The organism is Pseudoxanthomonas sp. UC19_8 (assembly GCF_042700505.1).
Taxonomy (GTDB): domain Bacteria; phylum Pseudomonadota; class Gammaproteobacteria; order Xanthomonadales; family Xanthomonadaceae; genus Pseudoxanthomonas_A; species Pseudoxanthomonas_A winnipegensis.
Window position 1 is genome coordinate 3,670,218 of record NZ_CP170559.1, and the last position, 18,072, is coordinate 3,688,289.

Here is an 18,072-nt window from a genome sequence, read left to right on the forward strand (position 1 = left end):
TGGAGGGACAGGCCGCCACCTCGTCCCCCATCAGGAGACAAGCGGCAGCGGCGCGGGAGGCGGGTGTTGAAACAGGTGGCAGTCGAGGTCCTGCCCTGAAGGCCGCGGCAATCGGCGGATCGGTCCCCTTACGCCGCCGACCGCTCCGGTCAGCGGGGATCCGCCTGCGGTCCCTGCACGCACATGGTCTGCGTAAAAACGGCGTGATCGCAATGCAGCATTTCTATCGAATGCATCAGGTCAGCTAATGGATTTCCCGCTGATCCCGAGCCGCTCCAGCGTCCTGGCCTGGCTCGTCTCCATGCGCAACAGCAGCCAGCGCACCAGCTGCTCGAGCGCCGAGCCGGCGCGCATCGGCGCCAGCGACATCATCCGGTAGTGCGCGCTCGGGACCGGCACCACGCAGCAGGCCGGCACCAGCTGCCGCGACTGCAGCATGCGCTCGACGCTGACCGAGCGCGCCATCGCCAGGCCGTCGCCGTACATCGCGGCCTGGTAGGCCAGATAGGCCAGGTTGAAGCGCTGCTCGGCGGTGATCTTCCACGCATCGGCGCAGCGCGCGCCGCCCCCTTCGAACCACTCGCGCCACTCGGCGCCCTGGCGCTCGCCTTCCTGCCAGACGTTGTCGTCGTGCAGCGCCAGCACCTCGCGTCCGCTGGTGCAGGTCTCCAGGCGGGAGAGCGTGGCCGGCGAGCACACCGGGAAAATCAGTTCGCGGAAACTGGCCAGCTGGTGCAGGCCGCTGACCTGCACGTGCGAGTAGCCGATCACCAGGTCGACCCGCTGGTCCTCCATCCAGTAGACGTCCGGCGCGACCATCTCGGCGCGGATGTGCACTTCCAGGCCCGGGCTGCCGCGGTACAGGTCGGGCAGATTGGGCATCAGCCATTCGATGGCCAGGGTCGGCGGGCAGGCGACCACCAGGGTCTGCTGGCGCAGGCGCCCGATCTGCACCAGCGCCTCGTTGACCGTGCCGGAGGCATCGTTGAACGCGGCCAGCAGCACCTCGCCGGCCCGGGTCAGGGAGATGCGGCGGTTGTGGCGCTCGAACAGGGGCACGCCCAGGCGCGCCTCCAGCCGCAGCACGCGCTGGCTGACCGCGCCCTGGGTCACGCTCAGCGCGGAGGCGGCCTGGGTGATGCTGCCCGCGCGCGCCGCCGCGCGGAAAAACCAGAGATCGGACAGCAGCTGGCTGTCCAGCCGCTGCAAAGCAGGTTGGCACCCTTCAAGCGATGGTGTGGACACGCAGCGGCCCCGGATCTGGGTCGCGTACCGCCTCCCCCACGGTCGCCCCAGGGCCGCATCATGCAGAGCCGACGCGCGGGCGCGCAAGACACCGCGCGGGCGTTGGCGAGTGGCCTGAGCACGGCGATCCATCCCCTGCACCTTCGGCCGCAGCGCCGCGCGGCGCCGATCTCCCCAGGTTGCACGGCACGGGCCCAGGTGGTTCACTCGGCCCCTCGCCTGGCTGGATGCCACCCTGGGGCCAGCAGCGACCTACCGCTGTGTGAGGATTGCCCGCCCCCATGCGCCTTGCCGCTTCGATCCTTCCCCTGCTGGCGGCCTGCGTGGCATTGCCGGCCTGTTCGCGGGCCCCGCTGTCCGCGCCTTCCAAGGAGGAACCCGCCGTGACCACCGCCCCCCCTTCCGCCGCCGCCACGCAGCCCCCGCAGGCGGGTGCCGTCCTGCAGCGCGTGCTCGACCTGATCCAGGGCAGCCATGCGTTGGCGGATCTGACCCCGGCACGGGTCGAGCAGACGATGGGCATCCGCCTGGAGCGCGCGCGCGACGGCAGCGCCCGCTACGGCGTCGGTGCCGCGCTGGACCCGCCGTGGTCCTACACGATCGAACTGGACGCCACGGCCCCGGATGCGGCCAAGTTCGCGTTCAACTTCACGCCGGACTCGGCGGACGCGGCGATGACCCCGGTCTGCCAGCTGGACTACGACGCCTTCGGCCAGCGGCTCGAGGCGCTGGGCTTCACCCGCACGCCCTACAACGCCGAGCATGGGCGCCTGGTCAAGGAATGGTTCGACAAGCCGGGCCTGCGGGTGAGCGTCTATCCGCAGGGTGAGTCGGACGGCGCCGCCGAGCATCGCTGCGTACGCACGGTGACCATCCCCTAACGGCCAGGGAGTGCCGACATGCCACTGACCAAGGAAGCACAGGCGCTGGTCGATGCGTTCGCCAAGCAGCCCGGCGTCACCGCCGACCAGGCCGCCAATCTCTCCGGCGTGATCAACCATTCGCCGGCGCTGGTCGACCAGATCAACCAGGCCGTCAAGCTCGGCCATCTCAAGCACATCGTGCCGCTGCCGCTGGGCACCCATGCCGGCGGCGAGTACAACGGCACGGCCAAGGAGATGCGTCTGCCTCTGTCGATGCTGACCAGTCCGCCCAAGGGCGTGCCCTTCGACGCCGGCGAACCCACCTTCGTGCTGGGGCACGAGTTGCAGCACGGCTTCAACCACGCCGCGACCGAGCAGGCCACCGCGGCCTTCATCGCCGCCGCCAAGCACGTGGCCCAGGGCAAGGGCCCGACGCACGACTACACGGCCGCGCTTGGCGCGCTGATCGCCGCCAACCGTCGCGACGAGGCGGGCGCGGAGGTGGCCGGCTGGAACGCCCTGGTCAGCCGGGTCCAGCACGGCAAGCCCAAGGCGACGCTGGAGGATGTCTACAACGCCAATCCCTTCCGCGCGGGCGATTTCATCGACCGCACCGGCGCACCGCCCAACTACCACTATGCCGCCAAGCCCAACATCACCCTGGGCAAGGACCTGCACATGCAGGCGACCTCGGCCAACCTCGAGGGCATGGGCCGCAATTACTTCGATCACCCGCCGGCCCAGGCGCGGCTGGGCCATCACGGCAACTCCGACTACGCCAACTACTACGGGGCCTGGGGCACGGGCGTGATCGTGCAATCCGAGCGCGCCTATGGTGATGGCAAGGCACAGCTGCAGATGAACCTGAAACAGCTGCATCTGTCCGAGAAGCTGATGGAGCAGAACGGGCTCAACCTGGGCAGCGACACCTCGCCCATGCCTTATCGCGACACCAGCACCACCCCGCCGACGGCGCACCACTTCGACCACACCGCCACGACCTTCACCCACGTCCCCATCGTGTTCCAGGGCGTGGCCGGTCCGATGGTCGAGCCGGCGCGCGAAGGGCCCTCGCGGCCCGGCCATCCCGACCACGCGTTGTTCAAGCAGATCGAGGCCGGCGTGGCCGCGCAGGGCCTGGCCCGCGGCGAGGATGCCGACCGCATGAGCCACAGCCTGCTCGCACTGGCCAAGGAACAGGGCATCAGCCGCGCCGACCACATCGTGCTCGGGCGCGGCGGCGAGGGCGGGCAGGTCAACGTGTTCGTGATCCAGGGCCAGCTGCAGGATCCCGCCCAGCGCCGCGCTTCGATCGACGCGGGCCAGGCCATGCAGACCCCGCAGGGCGCGTCGATCCAGCGGATCGAGCAGGCCAACGCCGCCCAGACGCCGGCCTCGCCGCAGCCGTCAGCGCCGGCCCAGGAGCCGGCGCGGCTGACACACTAGGCGCCCAGCCGCCAGAAGGTGCATCGCCATGCGATTCCACAACCTGATCCCCAAGATCTTCTACGACCGGCTGGAGGACGGGCTGGCCTTCTTCGTCGATGCGCTGGGCTTTGCGGTGCTGTACCAGGACGCGGACATGGCGGTGGTCGCGCGCGACGGGGCCAAGGCCTATCTGGTGGAGAACGCCGAGTGGGCGGCCAAGGACCGGCCCGAACTGGGCATCGAGGTCGACGACATCGAGGCGGTGCACGCCGAGCTGGCCACGCGCGCGCCGCAGCGGCTGCACCCCAACCTGCCCACGGTGCGACTGCAGCCATGGGGCGCGCGGGAATTCGCGATGCTCGACCCGAGCACGGTGTGCGTGGTCTTCCGTCAATGGCCCAAGGCCTGAGGCGCTTGGGCCCGCGCCGCTAGAACACCCGGCAGAACACCGCCTTGAGGTAGCGCGATTCCTGCACGTGGGCCATGAAGGGATGGTCGGGGCCGGCGCCGGCGACCTTGAGGATCTGGATGGTGCGGCCGGAGAAGTAGGCCGCGCGGCGCAGCATGTCCAGGAACTGCTCCTCGCTCACCAGCCCGGTGCACGAGAACGTGGCGAACAGTCCGCCGGGCTTGACCACGCCCAGCGCGAGCTTGTTCATGTCCAGGTACTTCTTCAGCGCGGCGATGACCTGCTCGCGGTCGCGCGTCATCTTGGCCGGGTCCAGGATCACCACGTCATAGGCATCGCCGCGCGCGGCCGCATCACGCAGGTAAGGGAAGATGTCGGCCTGCACGAACTTGGGCTTGACGTTGTTCAGGCGCGCATTGCCCTTGGCGATGGCGATCACGTCCTGGTCGATGTCCACGCCCAGCACCTCGCTGGCCCCACGCGCGGCGGCGTACACGGCGAAGCCGCCGGTGTTGCAGCACAGGTCGAGCACGGTCTTGCCTGCCACGTGCTGGCTCAGCCACTGGCGGTTCTCGCGCTGGTCGGCGAAGAAGCCGGTCTTGTGCGCGCCGGCCGGGTCAGCGCGGAACTTCACGCCGTATTCGGTGATGACCTCGCTCTCGGTGCCCGAGGTGCTGTGGAAGTCGAAGCTCTCCTGCTTCTGCACGTGCTCGTCGGCGAAGCTGTGGAAGCGGCAGCCCGGGAACTGCGCGCGCAGCGCCTCGAAGATCCACTCGCGATGGCGGAACATGCCGGCGGCGAAGAACTCCACCACGATCAGGTCGCCATAGCGGTCCACCACCAGGCCGGACAGGCCATCGCCTTCGGCATGCACCACGCGCCAGGCGTCGGTGGTCTCGTCCAGCCTGAGCACCTCGCGGCGCAGGGACACGGCCTGGGCGATCTTGTCGTGGAACCAGGCCGCATCGACCTGCACGTCCGGATCGGTCTCCAGGATGCGCACGGCGATGCGCGAATGGCCGTTGTAGAAGCCGCGCCCCACCCAGTCGCCGTCCACGCCGAACACATCGACGATGGTGCCCGGCTTGGGCTTCTGCGGCGGCTTGTCCACCAGTTTCTGGAAGATCCACGGATGGCTGGAACGCCAGGCGTTCTTCAGGCGGACGGCAGGATTGGGCATGTTCATCGGCCTATTGTAGAAGGCCGGGCACCTGTAGAGCGGAGCTTGCTCCGCTGGGCCTTCCCGATGATCCGGCTCAAAAGCAGCGGAGCGAGCTCCGCTCTACAAGGGGTCGCGGGCTGATTGGGAGAGGTGGCGGCGCTTACGGCAGCGCGCTCGTCCCGGCTGCCGGAACACTGCGGTCCCCGCATGTCGGGCGCGGCGCTTTGCCCCGCCCTGCCCGGGGGGCCACAATGGCGTGCTTGGTCGCCGCCAGCCGCTGCCCCCGCCTCGATGCCCGGGCCGCCTTCGCCACCGGCGGCGTCGCCCGTGCAGTCGCCCCCGCGCCTGCTGCCCCTGTCACTGCAAGAGAGACAACGCCCGCAATGTCCAGCACGCCCAAGATCCTGTACACGCTGACCGACGAAGCCCCGTTCCTGGCCACGCAGTCGTTCCTGCCCATCGTCGACGCCTACACCGACACCGCCGGCATCGTGGTCGAGACCCGCGACATCTCGCTGGCCGGGCGCATCCTGGCGCAGTTCCCCGACCTGCTGAGCGATGCGCAGAAGGTCTCCGACGACCTGACCGAACTGGGCGCGCTGGCCACCACGCCCGAAGCCAACATCATCAAGCTGCCCAACATCTCCGCCTCGGTGCCGCAGCTCAAGGCCGCGATCAAGGAGCTGCAGGACCAGGGCTATCCGCTGCCGGCCTACCCGGACGAGCCCAAGACCGACGCGGAGAAGGACGCCAAGGCGCGCTATGACCGGGTCAAGGGCAGCGCGGTCAACCCGGTGCTGCGCGAGGGCAACTCCGACCGCCGCGCGCCGCTGTCGGTGAAGAACTACGCCCGCAAGCACCCGCACCGCATGGGCAAGTGGTCTTCCGATTCGAAGACCCATGTGGCGCACATGGAGTCCGGCGACTTCTACGGCAGCGAGCGTTCGGCCACGCTGGGCGCGGCCGGCGCGCTGAAGATCACCTTCGTCGGCGCCGATGGCAGCAGCACGGTGCTCAAGGACAAGGTGGCGGTGAAGCAAGGCGAGGTGGTCGATGCCTCGGTGCTGAGCCGCAAGGCGCTGGCCAGCTTCATCGATGCGCAGATCGAGGACGCCAAGGCCAAGGGCGTGCTGTTCTCGGTGCACCTGAAGGCCACGATGATGAAGGTCTCCGACCCGGTGCTGTTCGGCATCGTGGTGGGCGAGTTCTACAAGGACGTGCTGGCCAAGCACGGCGAGGCGCTCAAGTCGGTGGGCTTCGACCCCAACAACGGCATCGGCGACCTGTACGCGGTGATCGGCAAGCTGCCGGCCGAGCAGGCCGAGGCGATCAAGGCCGATGTGGAGGCCGAGTACGCCAAACGCCCGGCGCTGGCGATGGTCAACTCCGACAAGGGCATCACCAACCTGCACGTGCCCAGCGACGTCATCATCGACGCCTCGATGCCGGCGATGATCCGCGACAGCGGCAAGATGTGGAACGCCAAGGGCGAGCTGCAGGACACCAAGGCCGTGATCCCCGACCGCAGCTATGCCGGCGTGTACCAGGTGGTGATCGAGGACTGCAAGGCGCACGGCGCGTTCGACCCGGCCACCATGGGCAGCGTGCCCAACGTCGGCCTGATGGCGCAGAAGGCAGAGGAATACGGCAGCCACGACAAGACCTTCGTCATCCCCGGCGATGGCAAGGTGGTGGTGACCGATGATGCCGGCGCGACGGTGTTCGAGCACGCGGTGGAAGCCGGCGATGTGTGGCGCATGTGCCAGACCAAGGACGCGCCGATCCAGGACTGGGTCAAGCTGGCCGTCACCCGCGCGCGCCTGAGCGGCACGCCGGCGGTGTTCTGGCTGGATCCGCAGCGCGCGCACGACGCGCAGCTGATCGCCAAGGTCGAGCGGTACCTCAAGGACCACGACACCACCGGCCTGGACATCCGCATCCTCTCGCCGGTGGAGGCCACCGCGCTGTCGCTGGAACGCATCCGCAAGGGCGAGGACACCATCTCGGTCACCGGCAACGTGCTGCGCGACTACCTCACCGACCTGTTCCCGATCATGGAGCTGGGCACCAGCGCCAAGATGCTCTCGATCGTGCCGCTGATGGCCGGCGGCGGGCTGTTCGAGACCGGCGCCGGCGGCAGCGCGCCCAAGCATGTGCAGCAGTTCGTCGAAGAGGGTTACCTGCGCTGGGATTCGCTGGGCGAGTTCCTGGCGCTGGCCGCCTCGCTGGAGCACCTGGGCCAGACCTACGACAACCCCGCGGCGCTGACCCTGGCCAAGGCGCTGGACGTGGCCAACGGCCAGTTCCTGGACAGCAACAAGTCGCCGGCGCGCAAGGTCGGCGAGATCGACAACCGCGGCAGCCACTTCTACCTGGCCCTGTACTGGGCCCAGGCCCTGGCCGCGCAGGACGAGCATGCCGAGCTGAAGGCCAAGTTCGCCCCGCTGGCCAAGGCGCTGGCCGAGCAGGAGGCCACCATCGTGGCCGAGCTCAACGGCGCCCAGGGCCGCCCGCAGGACATCGGCGGTTACTACCACCCGGACCTCACCAAGTGCGCCGCCGCCATGCGCCCGAGCCAGACCTTCAACGACGCGCTGGCCAAGCTGGGCAAGTAAGCCGCCTCGACGCGTGACCCCGACGGGCCGCCTGCCGCAAAGCAGGCGGCCCGTTTGCGTTTGCGGCCGTCCTCAGCGGAACCCGGTGAGCGGTGCGTTCGCGCGCGCCAACTGGGCCTGCTTGCGCGCCAGGCGCCGCGCGCGCTTGATCCTGCGGGCGCGCTGCGCGGCGGTGTCCTGCGCGGGCTCGACGCCCGCCAGGGAGCGGGCCAGCTCCACATCGACGATATGCCCGTGGTGGAACAGCAGGGCCTTGAACAGGTTCATATCGGCATCTCCACTTGAGTGGAATCGACAATAGGCGCAGGCTCAGGCAGCGAGAAGCGAGGCTTTCGCAAGCGAGTCTTGAATCCAGCTCAAGGGAAGTCCCATGTCGCGTCCCCGCTGCACGCCCTGCAGGGCTTCGTCATCGCCGCGCGCCTGGGCAACCTCTCGCGTGCCGCCGACGCGATGCATCTGACGGTCAGCGCGCTCAGTCATCAGATGCGCGGCCTCGAGCAGCGCCTGGGCTACCGCCTGCTGGAACGGCACGCACGCGGCGTGCGCGTGACCGGGGACGGCCAGCGCCTGCTCGATCGCATCGGCCCGCACCTGGATGCCATCGCCCAGGCCTTCACGCCCTACGCGGCGCGGCGCGAGGACGTGCTGACACTGAGCATCACGCCCTCCATGGCGTCGGCCTGGCTGGTGCCGCGGCTGAGCGGGTTCCTGGCGCTGCATCCCAAGATCGAGGTCAACCTGCTGTCGAGCGAGGCGCTGGTGGACTTCGCCCGCGAGCCGCAGATCGACGCGGCGCTGCGCATCGGCCACGGCGTCTGGCCCGAAGTGATGGCCGAACCCCTGTTCGAGGAATGGCTCACGCCCATGGCCAGCCCCGCGCTGATCCGGCGCATGGGCGGCAAGCGCCGGCCGCTGGTCGAATGGCCGCTGCTCGGCGACCCGGACGGCGAGTGGGAGCGCTGGTTCGCGCAGGAGGGCCTGACACCGCCTGCGCGCTACGTGGCCGTGCTCAACAGCTCCGAATCGCACCATCGCGCCGCCATGGACGGCGTGGGCGTGGCCCTGGGCCGGATCACGCGTGCGCGGCTGCTGCTGGAGTTGGGCGATCTGGTACCGCTGTCGACGCGGCGGCTGAAGACCGCCTGGTCGCATTATCTCGTCTATCCGGAACGTTCCGCCCACCACCGCGGTTTCCTCGCCTTCCGCGACTGGCTGCGCGGCCAGGCGCAGGAGCACGCGCAACAGACGCAGACGATGCCGGGCAGAACGAGGACGGCGAGCGCCGCGCGCCAGCGACGCCGCCGCTGAGGCCGGCATGCGCGTGCAGCAGCGCGGTCAGTCGCGCGCGAGCGCGACGCGTTCCAGCGCGTCGATGTCGCCGGCGACGATCCTGTCCAGGTGCGCGGTGATGTGCGCGACCGGCCAGTCCCACCAGGCGATGGCCTCCAGCCGTGCGACCTGCTCAGGCGCGAAGCGCGCCTTGATCGGCCGCGCGGGGTTGCCGCCGACGATGGTGTAGGCCGGCACGTCGGCGGTGACCACCGCGCGCGCCGAGACGATCGCGCCGTTGCCGATGCGCACGCCCGGCATGATCAGGGCCTCGTAGCCGATCCACACGTCGTGGCCGATCACCGTGTCGCCCTTGTACGGCAGCTCGCCCGGCTGCGGCATCACCGTCTCCCAGCCGTGGCCGAAGATCTGGAACGGATAGGTCGAGATGCCGGACAGCTTGTGGTTGGCGCCGTTCATGATGAACTTGGCGCCGCGCGCGATCGCGCAGAACCTGCCGATCACCAGCCGGTCGCCGATGAAGGGAAAGTGGTAGAGCACGTTGCGCTCGAAGCCCTCGGAGTCTTCCGGGTCGTCGTAGTAGGTGTACTCGCCGATCTCGATCAGCGGATTGCGCACGGTGTTGCGGATGAAGCACACCTGGGGAAAGCCCTGCATCGGATGCGGGGTCTCGGGACTGGGGCCGTGCATGCGGCATGCCTCGCCATCGAAGGAGGGCGCCGATGGTAACCAGTGGCGGGAGGCGAGGCGGTCAGCCGCGCGGCGGCTTCCTGGCGGGCGCTTTCTTGGCCGCGGCCTTCTTTGCCGGCGCCTGCTTGGCCGCCTTCGGCTTGGGCAGGGGCAAGGCGTCGGCGGTGGCGCGCAGCAGGCGCCGCAGCGCGTCGGTGTCCTCCAGCGCATCGGCCAGCAGGTAGTGCGGCTTGGCGCCCGGGTACGGCGGCTGTTCGATCACCTCGTGCAGCAGGCCCCGCCCGGGCGCGGTCGGCTTGAGGAAGACCTGGTTGTCGCACACCAGCGCGACCACCTTGCCGTCCAGGTACAGCGCGTACTCGCCGAACATCTTCTTCGATTCCAGCGCCGCGCCCAGCCCGGCCTGGGCGTGCACGTAGTCGATGAAGTCCGCGTCGGTTGCCATGGGTGTCCTCAAGCTTCTTCAGGGAATGCCGTTGCCGCCGTGGGCACGATAGCCGGCCCGCGTCTCCAGGCGTGCGATCCAGGCATCGACGGCCGGCAGCACCGGCCGCGCCATCGGCGTCATCCGCCAGCGGTGGGCCGACAGCCCCAGCACGATGTCGGCCAGGGTGAAATCCGCGCCGGCGACGAAGGCGCCGGTCGTGGCCAGCTGCGCGTCCAGCAGGCCCATCAGCCGGTTCCAGGCCGAGATGCTGGCCTCCACCGCGCTGGCGTCCTGGGTCAGCGGCGCGCGCCGTACCAGCGCCATGAAGGCCGGACGCCACGCGCCGTTGAGCTCGGTGGCCTGCCAGTCCATCCACTGTTCCACCCGCGCCCGCGCCAGCGGCTCGGCGGGCAGCAGGTCGTGACGCCGCTGGCGCGCGGCCAGGTAGCGGCAGACGGTGTTGGATTCCCACAGTACCGCGCTGCCATCGATCAGCACCGGCACCAGGCCGTTGGGATTGAGCGCACGCAGCGCGTCCGCATCGCCGGGGCCGTCCATCGCGTCATGCGCCAGCGCCAGGTCCAGCTCGGCCGCCAGCCACAGCACCTTGCGCACGTTGATCGAGGTGGGCTTGCCGAGCAGTTTCAACATGGCGTCGCTTCAGTCGCTGGCGATATGCCAGCACACGCCGGCCAGGTCGATCATGTGCACTTCGCGGCCCCAGGGGAAGTCGGTCGGCGTGCCGAGGCGGAAGCCGGGAAAGCGCTGCTCCAATCCGCGCCCGGCCATCTCGCCCCACCATGCATCCACGTCGGGCACGACCACGCGCAGCATCAGGTTGTGGGCGACATGGTCGTCGTGGAAGTCCTGCAGGATGAAGGACACCGGGCCGTTGCGGAATCCGCACACATCGCCGGCCTCCCAGTCCTCGACGAAGTCCAGCGCGGCGAACAGGCGCCGGCTGGCGGCAAAATCCGCGCCGCCCGGCACGAAGGGCTGCAACGCGGTCAAGGTGGTGGCCTGCATGTTCGGCTCCGGTCAGGTCGTGGGTAGGGGGATCCCCGCGGCATCCTTGACGGTGCGCAGGACGAAGCTGGAGTTGACGTCGGCCACGCCGGCCTGGGCCAGCAGCCAGTCCAGCAGGAAGCGCGAGAAGTGGTCCAGGTCGCGCACCAGGATGTGCAGCAGATAGTCCATGTCGCCGGTCAGCGCATGGCAGGCGACGACCTCGTCCCAGCTGGTCACGGCGGTGGCGAAGCGCTCGATCGCCGGCTGGTCGTGCTGGGCCAGCTGGACGCGCACGAAGGCCTGCAGGCCCAGGCCCAGCGCGCGCGCCTCCAGCCGGGCGCCGTAGCCGGCGATGACACCGGCCGCCTCCAGGCGCTGGATGCGACGCAGGCAGGCCGAGGGTGACAGGTTGATGCGCGCGGCCAGCTCGGCGTTGCTGGCGCGGCCGTCGGTCTGCAGCTGGGCCAGCAGACGAAGATCCGTGCGATCGAGCGGGCTTGGTACGTCCATTTGTCGCGTCGCAACATGGAATGACGCAACAAGATTGCGCCCTGAGGGCTGGATCCTGCAACTTTCGCAAGCCCGTTGCGCGCGCTTGCCGGTAGCGTGGGAGCCTGCCTTTGCTGCCCGCAGGAGACCGCCATGGACACCACGCCGCGCCGCGTCGAGAACCAGCTCACCGACAAGGGCTATGTGCCGGTCTACACCACGGCCGTGGTCGAGCAGCCCTGGGCCAGCTACAGCGCCGCCGATCACCGGACCTGGGGCCAGCTGTTCGAACGCCAGCGCGCGCTGCTGGTGGGCCGCGCATGCGACGAGTTCCTCGCCGCGCAGGATGCGATGGGCCTGAGCGCGGACGAGATCCCGCGCTTCGACGATCTCAACGTGGTGCTGGGCGCGGCCACCGGCTGGCAGCTGGTGGGCGTGGAAGGCCTGCTGCCGGAGCTGGACTTCTTCGAGCACCTGGCGCACCGGCGCTTCCCGGTGACCTGGTGGATCCGGCGGCCCGAGCAGATCGACTACATCGCCGAGCCTGACCTGTTCCACGACCTGTTCGGCCATGTGCCGCTGCTGATGAACCCGCTGTTCGCCGACTACATGCAGGCCTACGGGCGCGGCGGGGTCAAGGCGCATGGCATCGGCCCGCAGGCGCTGGTCAACCTGACCCGGCTGTACTGGTACACGGTGGAGTTCGGCCTGATCGAAACGCCGCAGGGCCTGCGCATCTACGGCGCCGGCATCGTCTCGTCGAAGGGCGAGTCGCTGTACTGCCTGGAGTCGGCCGCGCCCAACCGGATCGGCTTCGACCTGACGCGGGTGATGCGCACGCGCTACCGCATCGACGACTACCAGAAGACCTACTTCGTCATCGACAGCTTCGAACAGCTGATCCAGGCCACCGCGCCGGACTTCACCCCGCTCTACGCCGAGCTCGAGCATGCCGAGGCGCTGCCCGCCGGGCGCGTGCTGGACCGGGATCGCGTCTTCCAGCGCGGCACCGGTGAGGGCTGGGCCGACGGCGGGGACGTGTGAGGCGCGGCGACGCGGAGGAGATGTCGCCGCGCTAAGCTCGCCGCATCGGTCCCGGAGGGCGTGGCGATGAAGCGATGGATGCTGCTGCTGGCGTTGTGCTGCGGTGGCGCGGCCGATGCGACCTCGATCGTCCACCTGCCGCTCTCCGAGATCCTGGCCAAGTCCGATCACGTCATCGTCGGCCGCGTCGTCGAGGTGGACATGATCGATGGTCAGGGACGGCCCGTCACCGACTTCGAGGCACCCACCCGGCCGGGACTCAGCAACGTCATCCGCTATCGCGTCCATGTCGAGGACGTGCTCCAGACCGACGCGACGCGCGTGCCGGCCGTGCTGGTGATCCCGGAATGGAGTGCCTGGCACAACACGCTCGGCCACGCCAAGGCATCGGCCACCGGCGAGCGGTTCGTGTTCCTGCTCAGCGGCGCGGATTTCCATCCGACCAATGCGGCGCAGTTCCGTTATCGGCTGGATTCGCAGGAGTGGAAGGACCTGAACCCATCGCCTTGAGTTTCGCGGCGCGTGTCGCGTCCGCGCGACGGCGCGCCATCCGCGGGGGTTAGCATCCGGGCCTGTTCCATCGGGCAAGGGAAACGGCGATGCGTTGGATGCAGGTCCTGCTGTTGCTGCTCGTGGCGGTCTCGGCGCAGGCCGCCGAGCGGCCTTCGGCCGGAAACCCCCGAGGAGCTCAGACACCGGATCCTGCTGTGGCCGGGCGGCACCGGGCCGGGCTCGGAGGGCGCGCCGGCGCAGCCGACCATCGTCGACCACAGCGATGATCCGGCGGTGCCGGACCGTTCCATCCGCGGCATCCGCGCGCCGTACATGGTCGTCTACCGGCCGGCGCATCCGAACGGCAGTGCCCTGCTGGTGGTGCCCGGCGGCGGCTATGCGCACATCGTGATCGACAACGAAGGCACCTCGCTGGTGCCGGCCTTCGCCGACCAAGCCGGCATCACCCTGTTAGTGCTGCGCTACCGGCTGCCTGACGAGGGTCATGTCGATGGCCGCAACGCGCCGCTGGCCGATGCGCAGCGCGCGCTGCGCCTGATCCGGGCGCATGCGAAGGAGGACGGCCTGGATCCGGCGCGCGTGGGGGTGATGGGCTTCTCGGCCGGTGGCCATGTCGCGGCCAGTCTGGCCACGCGCTTCGACGATGCGGTGTACGCGCCGGTGGATGCCGCCGACCGCCTCAGCGCGCGGCCGGACTTTTCGCTGCTGATCTATCCGGTGATCGACATGGGCAATGCCATCGGCCATACCGGTTCGCGCAAGCGCCTGCTGGGGCCGCATCCGGATGCGCAGCTGGTGCATGACTATTCGATGCAGAGCCGGGTAAGCGCGCGCACGCCGCCGACCTTCCTGCTGGCCGCGCAGGACGACGACGTGGTGCCGGTGCAGAACACGCTGGTGTACGAACAGGCGCTGCTCGGTGCCGGCGTGTCGAGCGAACTGCATATCTTCCCCAAGGGCGGCCACGGCTTCGGCGTGCGCCGCATCCAGGGCCTGACCCTGGCCGCCTGGCCGCGGCTGGCGGTGGACTGGATCACCTCGCAAACGGCGTCGGCACCAGCGCGCTGAGCGCGCTTTTGCCCCCTCCCTTTCGCCGCAGGCGAAGGGGAGCTCGAAGTCGCGGCTAGCGACTGACGGGGAGGGGTCGCTCTTCGCGGGGAGCCTTGGGCGCCGGAGATTCACCGCGAAGAGCGCCCCTCCCAGCCTCCCCCTTGCGCTGCGCGCAAAGGGGAGGGGCGGATCCTGGGCGCTGGCGCACCTCGCATGTGGCAGGCGCCGTCCACCCCTCGCACCGCGCGCGCTTTTTGCCTCCTCCCTTTCTTGCACGGGTTGGGACTGGCGCATCTCGCGCTGGTGGGGCGAGGCGCGAACAACGTGTCGAGTCGCGCGCGCCTTCGCGCGTGGCTTGCGGGTGAGCCGGTAGGCTGGTGGGCCCCTGCGTCGCTTCGGTTTTGCTCTTGAATCCCTCTGCGCTTTACCCCGCCTTCCTGTTCGATATGGATGGCACGCTGCTGACTTCGATCGCCGCCGCCGAGCGCGTGTGGACGCGCTGGGCGCTGCGGCATGGCCTGGAACCGGCCACGTTCGTGCCGACCATCCACGGCGCGCGGGCCATCGACACCATCGCCGGCCTCGGCCTGCCGGGCGTGGATGCGCAGGCCGAGGCGGAAGGCATCACGCGCGATGAGATCGCCGACGTCGAGGGCGTCGCGCCCATCGCCGGCGCGGCGGCGTTCATCGCAGGCCTGCCGGCAACGCGCTGGGCGGTGGTGACTTCGGCGCCGCGAGCGTTGGCGCTGCGCCGCATGCAGGCCGCCGGCCTGGTGCCGCCGGCGGTGCTGGTCACCGCCGAGGACGTGGTCCACGGCAAGCCCGATCCGGCCGGCTATCGCCTGGCCGCGGCGCGGCTGGGCGTGGCCGCCGAGGACTGCCTGGTGTTCGAGGACGCGCCGGCCGGCATCGCCGCGGCCGAGGCCGCCGGCGCGGACGTGCTGGTGATCCAGGCCGCGCATGCGCACCCGCTGGAGACGCCGCACCGGCAGGTGCGCGACTACCTCGCGCTCCAGGCGCGCGCGACGCCCGACGGCCTGCAGTTGCTGGACGCCGGCTGACGCGCCACGCCGCCACCGGGCCGCCCTAACCCGGCGTTCACGGTGCTGACCGGAGGATCCTGCGAACCCCGTTCCTGTTCTGAACAGGGGATCTGCCGGATACGACCGATGCGCCCCAATGCCGATGAGCTGTTCGACGAACTGGCCCAGCTTGACCTGACCCTGGACGCGATCGCCGCCTGCGCCGGCAGCGCAAACCTGGCCTTGCGGCAGGCGCTGCAGCGCCATGTGCGCAGCCTGCGCATCTTCCTGGACATGGACGCGGCGGCGGTGCTGCATGACGTCGCCGAGGCGGCCCAGCGTCTGCTCGAAGCGAACGAGCCGCGCGTGCTGGAAACCGCCCAGCGCGACCTCGCCCGCATGCGCGCCCTGATGGACGCGATGCTGCGACGCCAAGCAGCGCAGGCGACGGCCGCCTGACGCGTAGAAGCTGCCGTACGGCCTTCGCGCGATGGTCGCGTTTGGCTCATCGGGAAAGCCTCATCGCCGGCTGCGGTCCCAAAGACCAAAACAGTAGCTCTTCCCTGTAGAGCGGAGCTTGCTCCGCTGGGGCCTTCCCCACGAACCGAACGAAGAGCAGCGGAGCAAGCTCCGCTCTACATCCAAGCTGCTGGGAGCTTCGAGGAGACCATTGCGCCACGTCCACGATGGCTAGTGCGTGGTATCGCGCAGGTCCTGACCCAGGCGGCGATAGAGGGTGCTGCGGCTGATGCCGAGCTTGCGCGCGGCGCGGGTGACGTTGCCTTCGCAGTCGGCCAGGGCCTGGCGCATCGCGGCTTCGGCCAGGGCGTCCAGGTCCTGCGCGCTGGCCGGGGCGGCGAGCGCGGCCGGGGCGACGGGCAGCGCCGGGCGCTGGATGTGCAGGTAGGATGGCAGCATGTCCGCGCCGATGGTCTCGCCCGGCTCGCTGAGCGCCACCAGGGTGCGCAGGCAGGCGCTGAGCTGGCGCAGATTGCCGGGCCAGTCGTAGCTGGCCAGCAGGGCGTGGGCGTCGTCGGTCAGGCGCCGGCCCTGGCCCAGGCGCTGCCAGAGCGCGTGCACCAGCCCGGCGCGGTCGCCGTGTTCGGCCAGCGCGGGGATGCGCACGGTGTGGTGGGCAATGCGGTAGTACAGGTCGGGGCGGAAGCGGCCCTCGGCGATGGCCTGGTCCAGCTCGCGGTGGGTGGCGCAGATCAGGGCGAAGTCCAGCTTGACCGGCTTGCCGCCGCCCAGCGGCAGCAGCTCGCGCTCCTGCAGGACGCGCAGCAGCCGCGGCTGCAGCGCCAGCGGCATATCCCCGATCTCGTCCAGGAACAGCACGCCGCCGTCGGCCTGGCGCAACAGGCCGGGGTTGCCGTGCTTGCGCGCGCCGGTGAAGGCGCCGTCCTCGTAGCCGAACAGTTCGGCCTCGATCAGGCCTTCGGGCAGGGCGGCGCAGTTGACCGCGACGAAGGGCCGGCCCGCGCGCGCGCAGCGGCGATGCAGTTCGCGTGCGAAGACTTCCTTGCCGGTGCCGGTCTGACCCTGCACCAGCACCGGCAGGCCGGCATCGAGCACGCGCCGGGCGCGCGCCAGCGCGGCGTCCTGCTCGGCGTCGAACAACGGCGCGTCGCTGGCCTGCGGATCGACGGCGGCCGAGACGGTGATCGGCGGCCGCGCGGCCGGGCGCCGGGCACGGGCCTGGCCGTCCTCGACGCGGCCGTGCAGCGCGCGGCCCTGGCGGTCGAGCAGCACGCCGTCGTCGCGCAGCCGGCTGGGCGCGTCGGCGAACAGGCCGGTGTAGGAAGCGCGGCCCAGTTCGCCGCGCTCCAGGCCGAACAGCTGCAGGCCGGCCTGGTTGGCGGCCACCAGTTTGCCGTTGCGGAAGGCCAGCAAGCCCTCGCGCGCGGTGCCCAGCAGCGCCGGGTCGCGGTGCAGGCGCAGCAGCTCGGCATCGGGGATGCCGTCGTCGAAGTAGCGATGCTCGATGCTGGCCACCGCCATCCGCGCCAGCCCCAGCGCGTGCATGTGCGAGACGCGCGCATCGCCGGAGATGTCCAGCACGCCGATGCGCGTGCCGTAGGGGTCGAAGATCGGCGTGGCCGAGCAGCTCAAGATGCCGTGCGGTGCCAGGTAGTGCTCGCCGCCGTGGACGACCACCGGGCGGCCTTCGACGATGGCCGTGCCGATGGCGTTGGTGCCGACCTGGGCCTCGTTCCAGCAGGCGCCGGGCATCAGCGCCACGCGGCCGGCGCGGTCGAGGAAGCTGGCGCTGCCCTCGGCATCGAGGATCCAGCCGTCCTCGTCGGTGAGGATGACGATGCTGCCGGTGGCCGCCGCGTCGGAGGACAGCAGCTCCAGCTCGGCGCGCGCCAGGCGCCAGAGCTTTTCGTGGCGCTCGCGCATCTCGCTCAGGCGGGCGGCGCTGACCGGCTCGATCTGCGGCGCGCCCTGCGCCGGCAGGCCCAGGCGCTGGCAGCGCACCCAGGAGCGCAGGATGGTGTCGGGCACCTTGCCCACCGGCGCGCCGCCGTGTTCGAAGAACGCGCGGCGTGCGGCGCCCAGGGCGCGATCCGAAGCAGTCAGCGGCTGTGCCATTCCCAACTCCTCAAGGTGTCGCATTTTGCGACAGCGCAACGGGGCGATGTCCCAATAAACATCACAGCGCGTCGACGCTTGCAACGGGTGGACGTGGTGCGCCGCAACAGCCGCGGGGCATGAACCTCGGCCCGCCGCGGCCCAGGGTCGTGACGCGGCGCAGCACCGCGTTTTTGGCATCGGGCTTGCGCTATTGGGCACACCCATTGGGCGACACACACC

At 70.1% G+C, this 18,072-nt stretch carries 18 protein-coding genes and 1 pseudogene; 10 read left to right on the forward strand and 9 right to left on the reverse strand.

The features are described from left to right. Positions 1-240: 240 nt before the first annotated feature. Positions 241-1,209 (reverse strand): LysR family transcriptional regulator, encoded by a 969-nt coding sequence (locus tag ACFJIT_RS16195; RefSeq protein WP_165494609.1) that lies wholly within the window; start codon positions 1,207-1,209, stop codon positions 241-243. A gap of 419 nt (positions 1,210-1,628) precedes the next feature. Here ACFJIT_RS16195 and ACFJIT_RS16200 point away from each other — a divergent pair, with 419 nt between their 5' ends. Genes ACFJIT_RS16200 through ACFJIT_RS16210 form a run of 3 tightly spaced genes read left to right on the forward strand, consistent with a single transcriptional unit; the run spans position 1,629 to position 3,945 of the window. Beyond that, complete coding sequence (locus ACFJIT_RS16200; RefSeq protein WP_379654265.1) at positions 1,629-2,126, forward strand: hypothetical protein; 498 nt, start codon at positions 1,629-1,631, stop codon at positions 2,124-2,126. Positions 2,127-2,144: 18 nt separating this feature from the next. Then, a complete protein-coding gene (locus tag ACFJIT_RS16205; protein ID WP_379654266.1) occupies positions 2,145-3,554 on the forward strand; it encodes an XVIPCD domain-containing protein in 1,410 nt (469 codons plus the stop codon). 28 nt (positions 3,555-3,582) lie between these two features. Continuing rightward, positions 3,583-3,945, forward strand: coding sequence for a hypothetical protein (locus ACFJIT_RS16210; RefSeq protein ID WP_379654267.1), 363 nt, complete (start codon positions 3,583-3,585; stop codon positions 3,943-3,945). Between the two features lie 19 nt (positions 3,946-3,964). Here ACFJIT_RS16210 and ACFJIT_RS16215 read toward each other — a convergent pair whose 3' ends face one another. After that, the gene (locus tag ACFJIT_RS16215; protein WP_379654268.1) at positions 3,965-5,131 is read right to left on the reverse strand and encodes a class I SAM-dependent rRNA methyltransferase; all 1,167 of its coding nucleotides are present in this window, start codon (positions 5,129-5,131) and stop codon (positions 3,965-3,967) included. Positions 5,132-5,490: 359 nt separating this feature from the next. On the opposite strand from ACFJIT_RS16215, the gene ACFJIT_RS16220 reads away from it, so the two are divergent. Further along, complete coding sequence (locus ACFJIT_RS16220; RefSeq protein ID WP_379654269.1) at positions 5,491-7,722, forward strand: NADP-dependent isocitrate dehydrogenase; 2,232 nt, start codon at positions 5,491-5,493, stop codon at positions 7,720-7,722. Between the two features lie 72 nt (positions 7,723-7,794). On the opposite strand, the gene ACFJIT_RS16225 is transcribed toward ACFJIT_RS16220, so the two are convergent. Continuing rightward, entirely contained in the window at positions 7,795-7,989 is a 195-nt protein-coding gene (locus ACFJIT_RS16225) for a hypothetical protein (RefSeq protein WP_379654270.1), read from the reverse strand. Positions 7,990-8,067: 78 nt separating this feature from the next. On the opposite strand from ACFJIT_RS16225, the gene ACFJIT_RS16230 reads away from it, so the two are divergent. After that, the gene (locus ACFJIT_RS16230; RefSeq protein WP_379654271.1) at positions 8,068-9,030 is read left to right on the forward strand and encodes a LysR substrate-binding domain-containing protein; all 963 of its coding nucleotides are present in this window, start codon (positions 8,068-8,070) and stop codon (positions 9,028-9,030) included. A 27-nt stretch (positions 9,031-9,057) separates the two neighbouring features. On the opposite strand, the gene ACFJIT_RS16235 is transcribed toward ACFJIT_RS16230, so the two are convergent. The 5 genes from ACFJIT_RS16235 to ACFJIT_RS16255 form a co-directional block, all read right to left on the reverse strand. Continuing rightward, positions 9,058-9,702 (reverse strand): Vat family streptogramin A O-acetyltransferase, encoded by a 645-nt coding sequence (locus ACFJIT_RS16235; RefSeq protein WP_379654272.1) that lies wholly within the window; start codon positions 9,700-9,702, stop codon positions 9,058-9,060. 61 nt (positions 9,703-9,763) lie between these two features. Continuing rightward, positions 9,764-10,147, reverse strand: coding sequence for a TfoX/Sxy family protein (locus ACFJIT_RS16240; RefSeq protein ID WP_340649717.1), 384 nt, complete (start codon positions 10,145-10,147; stop codon positions 9,764-9,766). 18 nt (positions 10,148-10,165) lie between these two features. Continuing rightward, the gene (locus tag ACFJIT_RS16245) at positions 10,166-10,780 is read right to left on the reverse strand and encodes a glutathione S-transferase N-terminal domain-containing protein (RefSeq protein ID WP_379654273.1); all 615 of its coding nucleotides are present in this window, start codon (positions 10,778-10,780) and stop codon (positions 10,166-10,168) included. 9 nt (positions 10,781-10,789) lie between these two features. Next, on the reverse strand, positions 10,790-11,155 hold the full coding sequence (locus ACFJIT_RS16250) for a glyoxalase (protein WP_379654274.1): 366 nt from the start codon (positions 11,153-11,155) through the stop codon (positions 10,790-10,792). Between the two features lie 12 nt (positions 11,156-11,167). Further along, positions 11,168-11,647 (reverse strand): Lrp/AsnC family transcriptional regulator, encoded by a 480-nt coding sequence (locus ACFJIT_RS16255; RefSeq protein WP_379654275.1) that lies wholly within the window; start codon positions 11,645-11,647, stop codon positions 11,168-11,170. A gap of 132 nt (positions 11,648-11,779) precedes the next feature. Here ACFJIT_RS16255 and phhA point away from each other — a divergent pair, with 132 nt between their 5' ends. From phhA to ACFJIT_RS16280, 5 genes and pseudogenes are all read left to right on the forward strand, one after another. Continuing rightward, positions 11,780-12,670: a phenylalanine 4-monooxygenase gene (gene phhA / locus ACFJIT_RS16260; RefSeq protein WP_379654276.1), complete on the forward strand. Its 891-nt coding sequence runs from the start codon at positions 11,780-11,782 to the stop codon at positions 12,668-12,670. A gap of 78 nt (positions 12,671-12,748) precedes the next feature. Continuing rightward, a complete protein-coding gene (locus ACFJIT_RS16265; protein ID WP_379654277.1) occupies positions 12,749-13,180 on the forward strand; it encodes a hypothetical protein in 432 nt (143 codons plus the stop codon). A 98-nt stretch (positions 13,181-13,278) separates the two neighbouring features. Next, positions 13,279-14,251, forward strand: a pseudogene (locus ACFJIT_RS16270) (alpha/beta hydrolase). 389 nt (positions 14,252-14,640) lie between these two features. Beyond that, positions 14,641-15,294: an HAD-IA family hydrolase gene (locus ACFJIT_RS16275; RefSeq protein WP_379654278.1), complete on the forward strand. Its 654-nt coding sequence runs from the start codon at positions 14,641-14,643 to the stop codon at positions 15,292-15,294. A gap of 108 nt (positions 15,295-15,402) precedes the next feature. Further along, positions 15,403-15,714 carry a hypothetical protein gene (locus ACFJIT_RS16280; protein ID WP_379654279.1) on the forward strand — a complete coding sequence of 104 codons (312 nt, stop codon included), beginning with the start codon at positions 15,403-15,405 and terminating at the stop codon, positions 15,712-15,714. A 231-nt stretch (positions 15,715-15,945) separates the two neighbouring features. Here the strand turns inward: ACFJIT_RS16280 and ACFJIT_RS16285 are convergent, their stop codons facing one another. Then, the gene (locus tag ACFJIT_RS16285) at positions 15,946-17,850 is read right to left on the reverse strand and encodes a sigma-54-dependent Fis family transcriptional regulator (RefSeq protein WP_379654280.1); all 1,905 of its coding nucleotides are present in this window, start codon (positions 17,848-17,850) and stop codon (positions 15,946-15,948) included. Between the last annotated feature and the right edge of the window lie 222 nt (positions 17,851-18,072).

Coding starts and splice junctions, on each gene's coding strand:
- ACFJIT_RS16205 (WP_379654266.1), top strand. CDS start 2,145: ATGCCACTGACCAAGGAAGCACAGGCGCTGGTCGATGCGTTCGCCAAG.
- ACFJIT_RS16210 (WP_379654267.1), top strand. CDS start 3,583: ATGCGATTCCACAACCTGATCCCCAAGATCTTCTACGACCGGCTGGAG.
- ACFJIT_RS16215 (WP_379654268.1), bottom strand. CDS start 5,131: ATGAACATGCCCAATCCTGCCGTCCGCCTGAAGAACGCCTGGCGTTCC.
- ACFJIT_RS16220 (WP_379654269.1), top strand. CDS start 5,491: ATGTCCAGCACGCCCAAGATCCTGTACACGCTGACCGACGAAGCCCCG.
- ACFJIT_RS16225 (WP_379654270.1), bottom strand. CDS start 7,989: ATGAACCTGTTCAAGGCCCTGCTGTTCCACCACGGGCATATCGTCGAT.
- ACFJIT_RS16235 (WP_379654272.1), bottom strand. CDS start 9,702: ATGCACGGCCCCAGTCCCGAGACCCCGCATCCGATGCAGGGCTTTCCC.
- ACFJIT_RS16240 (WP_340649717.1), bottom strand. CDS start 10,147: ATGGCAACCGACGCGGACTTCATCGACTACGTGCACGCCCAGGCCGGG.
- ACFJIT_RS16245 (WP_379654273.1), bottom strand. CDS start 10,780: ATGTTGAAACTGCTCGGCAAGCCCACCTCGATCAACGTGCGCAAGGTG.
- ACFJIT_RS16250 (WP_379654274.1), bottom strand. CDS start 11,155: ATGCAGGCCACCACCTTGACCGCGTTGCAGCCCTTCGTGCCGGGCGGC.
- ACFJIT_RS16255 (WP_379654275.1), bottom strand. CDS start 11,647: ATGGACGTACCAAGCCCGCTCGATCGCACGGATCTTCGTCTGCTGGCC.
- phhA (WP_379654276.1), top strand. CDS start 11,780: ATGGACACCACGCCGCGCCGCGTCGAGAACCAGCTCACCGACAAGGGC.
- ACFJIT_RS16265 (WP_379654277.1), top strand. CDS start 12,749: ATGCTGCTGCTGGCGTTGTGCTGCGGTGGCGCGGCCGATGCGACCTCG.
- ACFJIT_RS16280 (WP_379654279.1), top strand. CDS start 15,403: ATGCGCCCCAATGCCGATGAGCTGTTCGACGAACTGGCCCAGCTTGAC.
- ACFJIT_RS16285 (WP_379654280.1), bottom strand. CDS start 17,850: ATGGCACAGCCGCTGACTGCTTCGGATCGCGCCCTGGGCGCCGCACGC.